Consider the following 14,780-nt stretch of genomic DNA (forward strand, 5'->3'; position numbering starts at 1 on the left):
GGACTGGTCATGGCGCCGGGGCGGCTGCCGGATGCTGTCAGGCGCTCGCCGACCAGAGGTAGCGGTGCTCCGGGCGGCCCGTCTCGCCGTACTTGAGGCTCAGACGAACACGGTCCGTGCGTTCCAGGAGCTTCAGATAACGCTGGGCGGTCTGGCGGCTCACGCCCGCGCGATCCGCGATCTCCTGGGTGGAGAGCGGGCCCTCGGCCGCCAACAGGACCTGGCGGACCACTTCGGCGGTGGTGGGAGAGTGGCCCTTGGGCAGGTCAGGGGCGATCGAGCCGGCCGAGAGGGCGCCGAAAATACGGTCCACTTCAGCCTGCTCCGCCTCGCCACCCCGGCCGAGGGCGCGACGCAGACCCGCGTACGCCTCCAGCTTGGTGCGCAGTCCGGCGAAGTTGAAGGGCTTGACCAGGTACTGGAGTGCGCCATGGCGCATCGCCGCCTGCACGGTGGCGACATCCCGGGCGGCCGTCACCATGATCACATCGGTGTGGTGGCCGAGGCGCCGCAGTTCGCGGACGATGGCCAGTCCGTTGCCGTCGGGCAGATAGTGATCCATCAGGATCAGATCGACCGGGGTGTCGGCGATCCGGGCCAGGGCCGTGGCGGCCGAGTGGGCTCGCGCCGAGACATGGAACCCGGGCACCTTGGCGACATAGGCCGCGTTGATCTCCGCGACCCGGACATCGTCGTCCACGACGAGGACGTTGATGACCTCGTCCTCCCTCGCGCCGTTGGCCGAGTCGGCTCCGCGTACCGTCACTGTCCGTCCGTTGTTCATCGTGCCTCCCCGGCCGTGGCGGGTTCGTTCAGTTCGCTCAAGGCCTCCGGGAGGACGACGACGAACTCGGCACCGCCGCCGTCCGCATCCTGGACCTCGGCGGTTCCGCCTTGGCGTTCGGCGAGTCGGCGGACCATGGCGAGGCCGAGGCCGCGCTTACCGTGCGCCGGGGGTTCCTTGGTGGTCCAGCCCTCGGTGAAGATCTCCTCGCGCTGTTCGATGGGGACGCCGGGACCGCTGTCGGCGACGCGGAGAACCGCTGTGCGGTCCTGTGCGTACAACTCGACCTCGATTCTGGGGTCCGCCGAACCCGCCGCCGCGTCCATGGCGTTGTCGACCAGGTTGCCGACGATGGTGACCAGCCCGCGCGGGTCCACCAGCCGGTCGGGCAGCAGGGTGCCGGCGGCTATACGCAGGGAGACTCCGCGCTCCGCCGCGACGGTCGCCTTGCCCACCAGCAGGGAGGCGAGGAGGGGGTCATGGACCTTCTCGGTGACCTGTTCGGCGGTGGCCCTGTGTACCCCGACGACCTCGGTGACGAAGTCGACGGCCTCCTCGTGCATCTCCAGTTCCAGCAGTCCCAGGAGGGTGTGCATCCGGTTGGCGTGCTCATGGTCCTGGGCGCGGAGGGCGTCGATCAGGCCCCGAGTGGAGTCCAGTTCGCGGCCGAGCCGCTCCAGCTCGGTGCGGTCCCGCAGGGTGGCGACGGCACCACCGTCGTCGGTGGGCATCCGATTGGCGATCAGTACCCGGTGGCCGCGCACGGTCACCAGGTCCTCGCCGGTGACCCGGCCCGCCAGGACATCGGTGGTGCGGCCCGGGCCCAGGACGTGGTCGAGGGGGAGTCCCTTGGCGCTGGAGTCGAGGTGGAGCAGTCGCTGGGCCTCGTCGTTCATCAGCCGGATCCGCCCGTGGGCGTCAAGGGCGACCACGCCTTCACGGATGCCGTGCAGCATGGCCTCCCGTTCGGCCAGGAGGGCGGAGATATCGGAGAAGGCGAGATCGCGGGTCTGGCGCTGGAGCCTGCGCGAGATCAGGTACGCGGCCAGGGCCCCGGCGGCCAGGGCTCCGCCCGCGTAGGCGAGCAGGCCAGGGATGGCGGCGAGGAGACGGTCCCGGACACTGTCGTACTCGATGCCGACCGAGACGGCCCCGGTGATGGTGCCATCGGTGTCCCGGAGCGGAACCTTCCCCCGGGCGGAGCGGCCAAGGGTGCCACTGTCGATCTCCATGACCTCCCGGCCCGCTAGGGCGTCGCTGGGGTCAGTGGAGACGACCTGGCCGATCTCGGAGGGCGAGGTGTGGGACCAGCGGACCCCCTCCATGTTCATGATCACCACATACTCGGCGCCGGTGGCCTGACGGATCCGCTCAGCCTCGCGCTGGACCGGCCCGCCGGGGATGGGGGGGCTGGTGCGCAGATCGTGGGCGACCTCCGGGGAGGCGGTGGTCTGCGCGATGGCGAGCGCCCTGCGCATGGCCTGGTCGTCCAGCTGGGCGCTGAGCGGTGCGAGGAAGAGACCGGTGGCGAGGACGGTGACACCGGTGGCGATGGCCAGCTGCATCAGCAGGACTTGCGAGGAGACCCGCTGCGGCCAGCCGATCCGCCGACGTCTGGCAGGGGTGGTCGGTTCGGGGCTCATGCTCAGAAACGGTAAACGGGGATCGTTGGCTTTTGAAATCTTTGCAGGTGAGAGAAGGGTTACGGGAGGTGCTGACGGTGTTCGGGTGAGGGCGGTGCGAAGGCGGGGCGCTGGTGAGGGTTCCTGTCGGGGCGACCGGTAGCCCGATGGTGTTCCCGGGGTCGGCCAGGTGCGCACCCTTGGCTCATGGCGGAGCCCTGGGCCATCACCCCGGGAAACCCCACCTGCCCCGCCCAAGCCCGGCGGTCCCAGGCGTCCTGGGTGGTGGACCGGGCCGAGGCGGGGTGGGATCGGCTCCCGCGCGGACGGGGTGCCGGGCCCACCTCCTCGGCGAATCCCCGCCTGTCCCGCCCAGACAGGTGGTCCCATCGTGGTGGTGCGCGGGCTCAGGGGAGCGGCTGCGGGGGTGGCGGGCCGGTGTAGGGGCCGGTGGGGCGCAGACGGAGCGGGGGTTCCGCGTACTCCTCCAGGGCATGGGCGATCCAGCCCGCCGTGCGGGCCACGGCGAAGATCGTCTCGCCCGCCTCCGAGGGCATCCCGCTCGCCACGGACAGGGCCGCGAGCGCGAGGTCCACATTCGGGTGAAGGGAGGTCTGGCGGGCCGTGACCTCGGCCACCTGGTGGGCCGCCGTCAGGGTGGCTTGCGCCGAGGGAATGTCGGCAAGGGCCGCGAAGAGGGCGTCGGCGCGCGGATCGCTGCCCGGGTAGAGCCGGTGGCCCAGGCCGGGCACCGGGTGGGAGACGCGGAGGTGGTCGGCGACCACGGCCGGCGCGCTGCCGCGTTCCAGGACTTCGGCCAGCATGCGGTGGGCGAGGCCGCTGGCGGCACCGTGCAGCGGGCCGTCGAGAGCGCCGAGCCCGGCGGAGACGGCGGCGTAGGGGTGGGCCCGGGCGGAGGCGGCGACCCGGACGGCCACTGTCGAGGCGGCCATGCCGTGGTCGATGAGGAGGGCGAGGGCGAGGTCCAGGGCGCGCAGGGATGGCGGGTCGGGTTCCCGCGCGGTCAGCCGGGGCCAGAGCCGGGACGCGAGAGGGGCGTCCGCCGGGGGCGGGGGTCCGAGCGGCGGCAGGGCGTCCACCAGGGTGGGGATGAGCGCGCGGGCACTGTCGAGCACGGAATCCCGCCCCAGGTCGAAGCGGAGTGGGTCGGCCACGGCGGCGGCGATGGCGGCCACCCGCATCCGGTCGACCGGGCCGCTGCCCGGCGGCATTCCGGCGAGGGCGCGGCGGGCGGCTGAGAGTGCTCCAGGTGGCGCGATCAGCCGGAGTCCTGGGCGCAGGGTCCCGGTCCAGAGCCAGTCGGCGATCTCTTCATAGGGGTGGCGCTGGGCCAGGGCTGTGGCGTCGACGCCACGGAAGTAGTACCGGCCCGCGTCGATCAGCGTGATCCCACTGCGTAGACGGGTGAGCGGGTCGCCGCCCGGGGGCTCGCGGCGCCCCTTGCCGGCGAGCGCGTCGACCTCGGCGGTGTCGAAGGTGCTACCGCGCCCACTGGGGGAGCGATGGCTGGTGAGCAGGCCCCGGCTGACATACGCGTACACCGTTTCGGGCTTCACTCCGAGTCGCTGAGCAGCCTCTTTGGTGGTCAGTCGGTCGCCGTGCCCCGGGTGGTCCGTCATGAGGGATACCGTACACAGTTGATAGATATATTGATTCAATCAATATTGACAATGATTGAATCAAGCATGGACAGTCGAATCACGTTAGAGGAGGAGACTCATGCCGCACCAGAGCGCCAACACGGCGCATGTCACTGCCACCACTGATGTCACTAACACCACAGGTGCCGCAGGTAGCGCTGGCACTGCTGTCACCACGGACACCGCCGTGGCTCCTGTAGTCACTGATGCCACTGAAGCGATGGAGTCCGCCGAGATCCCTGTGGTTATGTGGGCGACGGGAGCTTCAGGAGGCTCCAGCGATCAGGGTTCTGAGGTCTCTGCGGCGGGGGAGTTTGACGGGGCCGCTGAGGTTGCTGACGGTGCAATTGGTGTAGTTGGTGTCCCAGTGAACCCCGAGGTTTCAGAGGTTTCGGGTGAGGCGGAGGCCGGCCCCGCCGGGCAGCCGTCGATACCGCGAGGGCTCGCCGGGGTCACCGTCACCGAGACCGCGCTCGGCGATGTCCGCGGGCGCGAGGGCTTCTACCACTACCGGCAGTATTCGGCGGTCGAACTCGCACAGAAGCGGGGGTTCGAGGACGTCTGGCATCTGATGGTCCACGGCACCCTGCCCGATACCGCCGAGCGCGCCGGCTTCCTCGCCAGGACCGCCGAGCGGCGGAGCCTGCCGGACGGGGTGAGGGCCGCCCTGCCTGCCATCGCCCGCGCCGGGTCGGGACCGCTCGCCGGGTTGCGTACCGCGCTCTCCCTGCTCGGTGCCGAGCGGGGCATGCGCCCGGTCTACGACCTCGACCCCGCCGACCGCGCCGATGACGCCCTCACCGCCTGCGCCGCCGTGCCCACCCTGCTGACCGCGCTCCACCGGCTCGGCGAGGGACGGGAGCCGGTGGAGCCGCGCGCGGACCTCTCGTACGCGGCGAACTACCTGTACATGCTCACCGGGCGGGAGCCCGATGAGCGACGGGTGCGGGCGATCGAGCGGTACTTGATCGCCACCGTCGACCACGGCTTCAACGCCTCGACTTTCACCGCGCGGGTGATCGCGTCCACCGGTGCCGATGTGGTGGCCGCGCTGACCGGTGCGATCGGCGCGCTCTCCGGGCCGCTGCACGGCGGGGCGCCGAGCCGCGCGCTGGACACGCTCGACGCCATCGGCACCCCCGAGCGGATCCGCCCCTGGATCCGGGAGCGGGTGCTCGCCGGGGATCGGATCATGGGTTTCGGCCATCCGGTGTACCGCACGGAGGATCCCCGTTCGCGGATGCTGCGCGGGATCGCGGAGGAGTTCGGCGGGCCGCTGGTGGAGTTCGCCGTCCAGGTGGAGCGCGAGGTCGTGGCGATCCTCGCCGAGCTGAAGCCCGGCCGTGAGCTCCACACCAACGTGGAGTTCTACGCCGGGGTGGTCATGGAGCTGTGCGGGCTGCCGCGGGCGATGTTCACCCCGACGTTCTGCGCCGCCCGGGTGGTCGGCTGGAGCGCCAATATCCTGGAGCAGTCGGCGGACTCGAAGATCATCCGCCCGGCGGCCCGTTACGCGGGGCCGCCTCCGCCGCAGCCCGTACCCGTCGTCTGAGAGAGGCCCCCCGGTGAGTTCCACGCCCGGTCCGAGCAAGCAGATCCCCGTCATCGTCCTCGCGGGCTTCCTCGGGTCGGGCAAGACCACCTTGCTGAACCATCTGCTGCGGGCCAGCCGGGGCACCCGGATCGGTGCGATCGTCAATGACTTCGGCGCGATCGAGATCGACGCCATGACCGTGGCCGGACAGCTCGGCGACTCGACGGTCTCCCTCGGTAACGGCTGTCTGTGCTGTGCGGTGGACGCCAGTGAGCTGGATGTCTTCCTGGAGCGGCTCGCCGCGCCCGCCGCGCGGCTCGATGTGATCGTCATCGAGGCCAGCGGACTGGCCGAGCCCGCCGAGCTGGTACGGATGGTGCTGGCCAGTGAGAACGAGCGGGTGGTGTACGGAGGGCTGGTCGAGGTCGTGGACGCCGCCGAGTTCACGGCCACCCGTGAGCGCCACCCCGAGCTCGACCGCCATCTCGCCCTCGCCGATCTGGTGGTCCTCAACAAGACCGACCGCGTCGGCGGCCCGGAGCTGGCCGCGCTGCGCGCCTCGCTCCCCGCCGGGGCCGCCGTGGTCGAGTCGGTGTACGGGAGGATCGATCCCGAGCTGCTCTTCGACCACCGCCCCAGCGCCGAACGGGTGGGTCAGCTCGCCTTCGAGGACCTGCTGGACGAGGAGGAGGCGGGCGATCACGCCGGTCACGCCCACACGGCGTACCAGAGCCTCTCCTTCACGGCGGGGGAGCCGCTGCATCCGCGCAGGCTGATGGAGTTCCTGGACTCCCGGCCCGAGGGCCTCTACCGGATCAAGGGCTTTGTCGACTTCGGCCCCGTCGACCCCCGTAACCGGTACGCCGTGCACGCGGTCGGCCGGTTTCTGCGGTTCTACCCCGAGCCGTGGCCCCGCACGGAGGAGCGGCTCACCCAACTCGTCCTCATCGGCTCCGCGATCGACACCGCCACCCTCGGTGAGGAACTGGCGGGCACGCGGGTGACCGGGGCGGCGGACGGTGCCGATGAGCGGGATCTGTGGGGAGTGCTGCGCTACGTACCCGAGCAGCGGGACGCGGCCGGGACGCCGGACGACAGGGCGTACGGGACGGGAGACCTGGGGTACGGCGACGAGGACCCCGGATACGGGGACGAGGACGCGCGCTAGGGGATGGCCCGGCCGTGTCCGCCCAGGTCGTCCGTTCCCGGTCCGCGTCATCGACACGGACCGGGAACGGATGGCTGATCGCTGGGACCTGTCCTAGCGCGGCGGGCCCGCGAGGACGGCGACCGGGGAGGGGAGGGGGGTGCCGGAGCCGTCGCGGCGGGGGTCGGGGTCCGGGAGAGTGGCCGGGGTGCCGTTCTGCTGGGAGGCGCGGGCCGGGGCGGCGCCCGCCCAGGCCAGCACCAGGGTGTCCTCACCCTTGAGGAAGCGCTGGCAGCGCACGCCGCCCGTGGCCCGGCCCTTGCGCGGGTACTGGTCGAACGGGGTCAGCTTGGCGGTGGTCACGGAGTCGTCCAGCGCTCCCGTGGTGGCGGCGGCCGTGAAGACCACCGCGTCCTCGGCCGGGTCCACCGCGGTGAAGGAGAGCACCACGGCCCCCTCCGAGAGCTTGATTCCGGCCATTCCGCCCGCCGCGCGGCCCTGGGGCCGCACCTGCCCCGCCGGGTAGCGCAGCAACTGGGCGTCGGAGGTGATGAAGACCAGGTCCTCCTCGCCCGTGAGCAGTTCGGTGCCGCCGACGACGCGGTCACCCTCCTTGAGGGTGATGACCTCCAGCTCGTCCTTGTTCGCCGGATAGTCGGGGACCACGCGTTTGACCACGCCCTGGAGGGTGCCGAGCGCCAGGCCCGGCGAGGAGTCGTCCAGCGTCGTCAGACAGACCACGCTCTCCCCGGTCTCCAGCGAAAGCGAGAGGAACTCCGACAGCGGCGCGCCACCGGAGAGGGTGGGCGCGTGCGCCGTCGCCGGGAGCTGGGGCAGATCGATCACGGCGAGCCGCAGCAGCCGCCCGGCCGAGGTGACCACACCCACATCGCCCCGGGCGGTGGTCGCCACCGATGAGACGATCAGATCGTGCTTGGCGCGCCGGGCGGCGGGCTCGGGCAGCGGCTCGCCGGTCATCGTGCGCGCCAGCAGCCCGGTGGAGGAGAGCAGCACCCGGCAGGGGTCGTCCGCGACCTCCAGCGGTACGGCCGCGACGGGCGAGGCGGAGGACTCCAGCAGGACCGTGCGCCGCTCGGTGCCGAACTTCTTCGCCACCGCCGCCAGCTCGCCGGAGACCATCTTGCGCAGTTCGGCGTCGGACTCCAGGACCCGGGTCAGCTCCTCGATCTCACCGGTCAGCCGGTCCCGCTCGGACTCCAGCTCGATCCGGTCGAACTTGGTCAGCCGTCGCAGCGGGGTGTCCAGGATGTACTGCGTCTGGACCTCGCTCAGACCGAACCGCTCGATCAGCCGCTCCTTGGCCTGCGCCGAGTTCTCACTCGACCGGATCAGCCGGATGACCTCGTCGATGTCGACCAGCGCCACCAGCAGGCCCTCGACCAGGTGGAGCCGGTCGCGCCGCTTGCCCCGGCGGAACTCGCTGCGCCGGCGCACCACGGTGAAGCGGTGGTCGAGATAGACCTCCAGCAGTTCCTTCAGCCCCAGCGTGAGCGGCTGGCCGTCCACCAGCGCCACGTTGTTGATGCCGAAGGACTCCTCCATCGGGGTCAGCTTGTAGAGCTGCTCCAGCACGGCCTCGGGCACGAAGCCGTTCTTCACCTCGATGACCAGCCGCAGTCCGTGGGAGCGGTCGGTGAGGTCCTTCACATCGGCGATGCCCTGGAGCTTCTTCGACCCCACCAGGTCCTTGATCTTGGCGATCACCTTCTCCGGGCCGACCGTGAAGGGCAGTTCGGTGATGACCAGGCCCTTGCGGCGGGGCGTGACGTTCTCCACGGTCGCCGTCGCGCGGATCTTGAAGGTGCCGCGGCCCGTCTCGTACGCGTCCTTGATGCCGTTCAGTCCCACGATCCGGCCGCCGGTGGGCAGATCGGGGCCCGGGACGTACCGCATCAGGGTCTCCAGGTCGGCGCCCGGATAGCGGATGAGGTGGCGGGCGGCGGCGATGACCTCGCCCAGATTGTGCGGGGGCATGTTGGTCGCCATGCCGACCGCGATGCCGGAGGCGCCGTTGACCAGCAGATTGGGGTAGGCGGCCGGGAGGGCGACGGGCTCCCGCTCCTGCCCGTCGTAGTTCGGCGCGAAGTCGACCGTGTCCTCGTCGATCGACTCGGTCATCAGGGAGGTGGCGTCGGCCATCCGGCACTCGGTGTACCGCATGGCGGCCGGGGGGTCGTCATTGCCCAGCGAGCCGAAGTTGCCATGGCCGTCGACCAGGGGCACCCGCATGGAGAACGGCTGCGCCATCCGGACCAGCGCGTCATAGATGGACGCGTCGCCATGAGGGTGCAGCTTGCCCATGACCTCGCCGACGACCCGGGCGCACTTGACATACCCGCGGTCCGGACGCAGCCCCATCTCGTTCATCTGGTAGACGATGCGGCGCTGGACGGGCTTCATGCCGTCACGGGCGTCGGGCAGGGCGCGCGAGTAGATCACCGAGTAGGCGTACTCAAGGAAGGAGCCCTGCATCTCGTCGACGACGTCGATGTCGAGGATCCGCTCCTCGAAATCGTCGGGAGGGGAGGTTTTCGTGCTGCGGCGGGCCATCGCGGCTGCTGCTCCTTCACGTACCGAATCGGACTGGTGCCGACCATTGTGGACCGTCCCACTGACAAGACCGACCACGACCCGGGAACTTCGCCGACTGTCAGCACGCTTGCATACAGTGGCAGTGCTGCGAAGAGAACCACGACCACCGCGGAAGACAACCAAGATCATCGCGATCGAAGGGACGTACATGCCCATGGGTCACACGGCCACCGCGTCAGCCGAACCGGGCGGCCTGACAGCCACGGAGCACACACTGGCCAACGGCCTGCGTGTGGTGCTCTCCGAGGACCATCTGACCCCGGTCGCCGCGGTCTGCCTCTGGTACGACGTGGGCTCCCGCCACGAGGTCAAGGGCCGCACCGGGCTCGCCCACCTCTTCGAGCATCTGATGTTCCAGGGCTCGAAGCAGGTCTCGGGCAACGGCCACTTCGAACTGGTCCAGGGCGCCGGGGGCTCGCTCAACGGCACCACCAGCTTCGAGCGCACCAACTACTTCGAGACCATGCCCGCCCACCAGCTGGAGCTCGCGCTGTGGCTGGAGGCCGACCGCATGGGCTCCCTGCTGGCCGCCCTCGACGACGAGTCGATGGAGAACCAGCGTGACGTGGTGAAGAACGAGCGCCGCCAGCGGTACGACAACGTGCCCTACGGCACCGCGTTCGAGAAGCTGACCGCCCTCTCCTACCCCGAGGGCCACCCCTACCACCACACCCCCATCGGCTCGATGGCCGACCTGGACGCGGCGACCCTGGAGGACGCGCGCGCCTTCTTCCGTACCTACTACGCGCCGAACAACGCGGTGCTGTCGGTCGTCGGCGACATCGACCCCGAGCGGACCCTCGCCTGGATCGAGAAGTACTTCGGCTCCATCCCCTCCCACGACGGCAAGCTGCCGCCGCGCGACGGCTCGCTGCCGGACGTCATCGGGGAGCAGGTGCGCGAGGTCGTCACCGAGGAGGTGCCCTCCCGCGCGCTGATGGCCGCCTACCGGCTGCCGCACGACGGCACCCGCGCGTGCGACGCCGCCGACCTGGCGCTCACCGTGCTCGGCGGCGGGGAGTCCTCACGGCTGCACAACCGGCTGGTGCGCCGCGACCAGAGCGCCGTCGGCGCGGGCTTCGGGCTGCTGCGGCTCGCCGGGGCGCCGTCCCTGGGCTGGCTGGACGTGAAGACCTCCGCCGGGGTCGAGATCCCCGAGATCGAGGCCGCCGTCGACGAGGAGCTGGCCCGCTTCGCGGCGGACGGCCCCACGGCCGAGGAGATGGAGCGCGCCCAGGCCCAGCTGGAGCGGGAGTGGCTGGACCGCCTCGGCACGGTCGCGGGCCGCGCCGACGAGCTCTGCCGCTACGCGGTGCTCTTCGGCGACCCGCAGCTCGCGCTGACCGCCGTGGACCGCGTGCTGTCCATCACCGCCGAGGAGGTCCAGGCCATCGCCCAGGCCCGGCTGCGCCCGGACAACCGCGCGGTGCTGGTGTACGAGCCGCTGGCCGCCGAGTCAGCCGCCTCAGCCGAGTCGGCTGACACCGACGCCTCCGCCGATTCCGCCGAACAGAGCGACGAGGACACCCTCAAGGAAGAAGGGCCGCAGCAGTGAGCGACGCCGCCGAGCCGTTGACCACCATGGAGTTCCACCCGCAGCCGACGGCGGGCGAGGCCAAGCCCTGGGCGTTCCCCGCCCCCGAGCGCGGCACGCTGGGCAATGGCCTGACCGTGCTGCGCTGCCACCGCCCCGGGCAGCAGGTCGTGGCCGTCGAGCTGATCCTCGACGCCCCGCTGAACGCCGAGCCCGAGGGGCTCGACGGCATCGCGACCATCATGGCGCGCGCCCTCTCCGAGGGGACCGACAAGCGGTCGGCCGAGGAGTTCGCCGCCGAGCTGGAGCGCTGCGGCGCCACCCTGGAGGCGCACGCCGACCACCCCGGCGTCCGGGTCTCGCTCGAGGTCCCCGTCTCCCGGCTGCCCAAGGCGCTCGGACTGGTCGCCGAGGCGCTGCGGGCGCCCGCCTTCCTCGACGGCGAGATCGAGCGGCTGGTGCGCAACCGGCTCGACGAGATCCCGCACGAGATGGCCAACCCGTCCCGGCGCGGCGCCAAGGAGCTCTACAAGGAGCTGTTCCCGGCCACTCTGAGGATCTCCCGCCCCCGTCAGGGCACGGAGGAGACGGTCTCCAGGATCGACTCCGCCGCCGTCCGCGCCTTCTTCGAGACCCATGTCCGGCCCGCCACCGCGACCGCGGTCATCGTCGGCGATCTGACCGGGGTCGACCTCGACGCCGTGCTCGCCGAGACCCTCGGGGACTGGACCGGTGACACCGCCGAGCGTTCCACCGCCACCGCGGTCTCCTCGGACGACACCGGCCGGGTCGTCATCGTGGACCGGCCCGGCGCGGTGCAGACCGCCATCCTCATCGGCCGGGTCGGCGCCGACCGGCACGACCGGGTCTGGGCGGCGCAGGTGCTCGGCACCTACTGCCTGGGCGGCACCCTGACCTCCCGCCTCGACCGGGTGCTGCGGGAGGAGAAGGGCTACACCTACGGTGTCCGCGCCTTCGGCCACTCGCTGCTCTCCGGGCCGGACGGGGACGGCATCGCGCTCCTCGGCATCAGCGGCTCGGTGGACACGCCGAACACCGGTCCCGCGCTGGAGGACCTCTGGACGGTGCTGCGCACGCTGGCCGCCGAGGGGCTGACCGACGCGGAGCGCGATGTCGCCGTGCAGAACCTGGTGGGCGTGGCGCCGCTGAAGTACGAGACGGCGGCGGCGGTCGCGGCCACCCTGGCCGACCAGGTCGAGCAGAATCTGCCGGACGACTACCAGGCGACGCTCTACCGGATGCTCGCCGAGGCGGGGACCGTGGAGGCGACGGCGGCGACCGTCAGCGCCTTCCCGGTGGACCGGCTGGTGACCGTGCTGGTCGGCGACGCGTCGCAGATCGCGGAGCCGGTACGGGCGCTGGGCATCGGCGAGGTGACCGTCGTCACCGGCTGATCCCGGGTCAGTGGGGAACCCCGACCTCGTTCGACGTCGGGGTTCCCCATTTTGATGAGCGTTTGTCCGTTTTTGATGGTGAGTTATCCGGTAGCGGGTCTTCTGCCCTGTGGCATGGGCAACAAAAACGGCTGTCTGTTTGGTGATCGAAACTCCGCGCCCTTAGCGTCGGTCCGGCTGTTCGCCCGTCAGTCGCCACACTCGTGGCAACGGACAGCCATCGCCGAGTCCCCGTCGGGCGTGAGCCTGGGGAGCCGGGGACCCACAGTCCCCTGGGGTGAATCGGCCGCCTTCGCCCATGCGGAGGGGGTCCGTAGGAGACCTCCCGCTCCGAACCCGTCAGCTAACCCGGTAGGCGAGACGGAAGGAAAGGAACATCCGTTCCATGGCGTTCGCCCGCCCCACCGGGAAACACCGTGCCCCCGGCCGCGTCTCGCGCACCAGCGCCCATGTCGCCGGTGTCGCCACCCTGGCCACCACCGGTGTTGTCTCCTCCCTGGCCACTCCGGCCTTCGCCACCGGCTCCGACGGGCCGAGCATGGAGGACACCGGCACCACCCGGATCATCACCGAGGACGTGATGACCGAGGAGATCCTCGCTTCCCAGACCGTCGCGGACCAGGTCGCCGACCAGGCCGCCGCGCAGCGCCAGGAGGCCGCCGAGGCCGCCGCCCGCGCGGAGGAGGCCCGCCGCCAGGCCGAGGAGCGCGCCCAGGAGATCCGTGAGGCCCGTGAGCGTGCCGCGCGTGAGGCCGAGCGCAAGCGGCTCGCCTACCGGATGCCCGTGGCCGACTCGTATGTCTCCACCGCCTATCGCACCGGGGGCGCCCGCTGGTCCTCCGGCAGCCACTCCGGTATCGACTTCCACGCCGCCCACGGTGCCTCCGTGATGGCGGTCGGGGCGGGCACCGTCGTCGAGGCGGGCTGGGGCGGCGCGTACGGGGTCAATGTCGTCCTGCGGATGAGCGATGGCTCCTACACCCAGTACGGCCATCTGGCGGCGACCACCGTCAGTGTCGGCCAGACCGTGGCCGCGGGCGACCGCATCGGCTTCGCGGGCTCCACCGGCAACTCGACCGGTCCCCACCTCCACTTCGAGGCCCGTTCCAGTGCCGAGTACGGGTCGGATGTGGACCCCGTGGCGTATCTGCGGGCCCACGGCGTCGGTATCTGATCCTCATCCGCCCCCCGTCGGCCCCTCGTCCGACGGGCTGACCCGCTGAGCCTCGGTGCGGGCGGGTCGGCCGTGGGGTGGTTCCGCTGGCCCTGGACGGTTCGGCGTTCCGGCGTTCCGGTGCTGTCGATGGGGTTTGTTGTGCCCGGCTGTCGCGCCGCCCGATCGTCGTGCCGCGCGACCGCCTGACCGCCCGGCCGTCCTCCCGCCCCGTCGTCTTCCCGTCCGGCTGTCTTCCCGTCCGGCCATCGGCCGTTCAGTCATTGGTCTCTACCTCTGTCGGTGGGCCGGGCCCGCCGGGAGACCGCGACCACCGCGCCCCGACACCTTCCGCGAGCCGCCGGAGGTGTCGGGGCGCGGTCGTGTCCCGCGTGCTGCCGTTTCGGCGCGAGGAGATCCGGCCCGGGGTGGAGGGAAGCGCCGGGTAAGTCCTTCGTAAGGGGCTGGCCAAAAGGGATCCCTGGAATGCGATGGGCCGTCGGAAAAAGCCGTCCGCTGGCATAGAGTCGACCGGGAGAGGCCAATCGGCCGCGGTTTACGCGGATTACAGCGAATGTGGCGGAGGTTCGGCATGCGTATTCCCCCGCACTCGGTCTGCACGGCGATCCGCGAGGACATCGTCTCCAGGGTGTTCCGGCCCGGGGAGCGGCTCGCCGAGGAGCAGCTCGCCCGGAGGTACGGGGTCTCGCGGGTACCCGTGCGCGAGGCGCTGCGGACGCTGGAGTCCGAGGGCTTCATCGTGGCCCGGCGCCACGCGGGCGCCTGTGTCGCCGAGCCCACCGAACACGAGGCGGCCGATCTGCTGGAAGTGTGGACGCTGCTGGAGCCGCTCGCGGTGGAGCGGGCCGCCCGCCGCAGGACCGACGCGCATCTCAAGGTGTTGCGCGGGCTGGTGAAGCTGGGGCAGGACCGCGCCCGGCATGGCCATCTCGACGAACTGCGCGCCCTGGGGAGCTGGTTCCACGAGACCCTGGCGCGCGCGTCCGGCAGCCCGGAGCTGATCGCGCTGCTCGCCCGGTCCCGGCAGAAGATCGCGTGGATGTATGTGGGGGAGAGCCCGGCCCGGCCGCTGGAGTGCTGGGCCGAGCACGCGGCGATCCTCGACATGGTGGCGCGCGGCGACGCGGCCCGCGCGCGGGCCCTGGCCGCCGCGCACGCCGAGCGTTCGGCCCAGGCGCGCACGTTGCGGACCGCGCGCCCGGACGGGGTGCCGACGCCCGGCCGGACGGCGCGCCCGGCCCGGTCCGCGCCGGACGTGCCACCCGCGCGCCGGGGCGCGGTCTCCCGCGACCAGGC

The 14,780-nt window shown here is 71.4% G+C and carries 10 protein-coding genes and 1 riboswitch; of the genes, 6 read left to right on the forward strand and 4 right to left on the reverse strand.

Annotated elements, in window-relative coordinates:
- Positions 1–37 precede the first annotated feature (37 nt).
- The 3 genes from ACFVIM_RS14245 to ACFVIM_RS14255 all read right to left on the reverse strand — a co-directional run bounded on the left by ACFVIM_RS14245 (position 38) and on the right by ACFVIM_RS14255 (position 4,046).
- Positions 38–784: a response regulator gene (locus ACFVIM_RS14245; RefSeq protein WP_384300997.1), complete on the reverse strand. Its 747-nt coding sequence runs from the start codon at positions 782–784 to the stop codon at positions 38–40.
- A complete protein-coding gene (locus ACFVIM_RS14250; RefSeq protein ID WP_384300998.1) occupies positions 781–2,427 on the reverse strand; it encodes an ATP-binding protein in 1,647 nt (548 codons plus the stop codon). Before ACFVIM_RS14250 ends, ACFVIM_RS14245 begins: the two co-directional genes overlap by 4 nt.
- 386 nt (positions 2,428–2,813) lie before the next feature.
- Positions 2,814–4,046, reverse strand: coding sequence for a citrate synthase (locus ACFVIM_RS14255; protein WP_384300999.1), 1,233 nt, complete (start codon positions 4,044–4,046; stop codon positions 2,814–2,816).
- A gap of 451 nt (positions 4,047–4,497) precedes the next feature.
- On the opposite strand from ACFVIM_RS14255, the gene ACFVIM_RS14260 reads away from it, so the two are divergent.
- Both ACFVIM_RS14260 and ACFVIM_RS14265 read left to right on the forward strand, forming a co-directional pair.
- Positions 4,498–5,619, forward strand: a complete 1,122-nt coding sequence (locus ACFVIM_RS14260; protein WP_384301004.1) for a citrate synthase/methylcitrate synthase — start codon at positions 4,498–4,500, stop codon at positions 5,617–5,619.
- Between the two features lie 13 nt (positions 5,620–5,632).
- Complete coding sequence (locus tag ACFVIM_RS14265; RefSeq protein ID WP_384301000.1) at positions 5,633–6,769, forward strand: CobW family GTP-binding protein; 1,137 nt, start codon at positions 5,633–5,635, stop codon at positions 6,767–6,769.
- Positions 6,770–6,862: 93 nt separating this feature from the next.
- On the opposite strand, the gene ACFVIM_RS14270 is transcribed toward ACFVIM_RS14265, so the two are convergent.
- Complete coding sequence (locus ACFVIM_RS14270) at positions 6,863–9,319, reverse strand: DNA topoisomerase (ATP-hydrolyzing) subunit A (RefSeq protein WP_384301001.1); 2,457 nt, start codon at positions 9,317–9,319, stop codon at positions 6,863–6,865.
- A gap of 196 nt (positions 9,320–9,515) precedes the next feature.
- Between ACFVIM_RS14270 and ACFVIM_RS14275 the strand changes: the two genes are divergently transcribed.
- The 4 genes from ACFVIM_RS14275 to ACFVIM_RS14290 form a co-directional block, all read left to right on the forward strand.
- Positions 9,516–10,916: a M16 family metallopeptidase gene (locus tag ACFVIM_RS14275; protein ID WP_384301005.1), complete on the forward strand. Its 1,401-nt coding sequence runs from the start codon at positions 9,516–9,518 to the stop codon at positions 10,914–10,916.
- Between the two features lie 26 nt (positions 10,917–10,942).
- The gene (locus tag ACFVIM_RS14280) at positions 10,943–12,310 is read left to right on the forward strand and encodes a M16 family metallopeptidase (protein ID WP_384301006.1); all 1,368 of its coding nucleotides are present in this window, start codon (positions 10,943–10,945) and stop codon (positions 12,308–12,310) included.
- A gap of 211 nt (positions 12,311–12,521) precedes the next feature.
- Positions 12,522–12,683: riboswitch (cyclic di-AMP (ydaO/yuaA leader) on the forward strand.
- Between the two features lie 12 nt (positions 12,684–12,695).
- Entirely contained in the window at positions 12,696–13,484 is a 789-nt protein-coding gene (locus ACFVIM_RS14285) for a M23 family metallopeptidase (RefSeq protein ID WP_384301002.1), read from the forward strand.
- A gap of 571 nt (positions 13,485–14,055) precedes the next feature.
- Positions 14,056–14,780: GntR family transcriptional regulator (locus tag ACFVIM_RS14290; protein ID WP_384301003.1), on the forward strand; the 725-nt coding region annotated here is incomplete at its 3' end.

This window comes from Streptomyces sp. NPDC057638 (assembly GCF_042800315.1).
GTDB lineage: Bacteria > Actinomycetota > Actinomycetes > Streptomycetales > Streptomycetaceae > Streptomyces.

What these genes read in the sequence shown, in the direction of transcription:
- ACFVIM_RS14280 (WP_384301006.1), top strand. Translation starts at nt 10,943, where the DNA reads ATGGAGTTCCACCCGCAGCCGACGGCGGGCGAGGCCAAGCCCTGGGCG.
- ACFVIM_RS14270 (WP_384301001.1), bottom strand. Translation starts at nt 9,319, where the DNA reads ATGGCCCGCCGCAGCACGAAAACCTCCCCTCCCGACGATTTCGAGGAG.
- ACFVIM_RS14255 (WP_384300999.1), bottom strand. Translation starts at nt 4,046, where the DNA reads ATGACGGACCACCCGGGGCACGGCGACCGACTGACCACCAAAGAGGCT.
- ACFVIM_RS14275 (WP_384301005.1), top strand. Translation starts at nt 9,516, where the DNA reads ATGGGTCACACGGCCACCGCGTCAGCCGAACCGGGCGGCCTGACAGCC.
- ACFVIM_RS14245 (WP_384300997.1), bottom strand. Translation starts at nt 784, where the DNA reads ATGAACAACGGACGGACAGTGACGGTACGCGGAGCCGACTCGGCCAAC.
- ACFVIM_RS14250 (WP_384300998.1), bottom strand. Translation starts at nt 2,427, where the DNA reads ATGAGCCCCGAACCGACCACCCCTGCCAGACGTCGGCGGATCGGCTGG.
- ACFVIM_RS14285 (WP_384301002.1), top strand. Translation starts at nt 12,696, where the DNA reads ATGGCGTTCGCCCGCCCCACCGGGAAACACCGTGCCCCCGGCCGCGTC.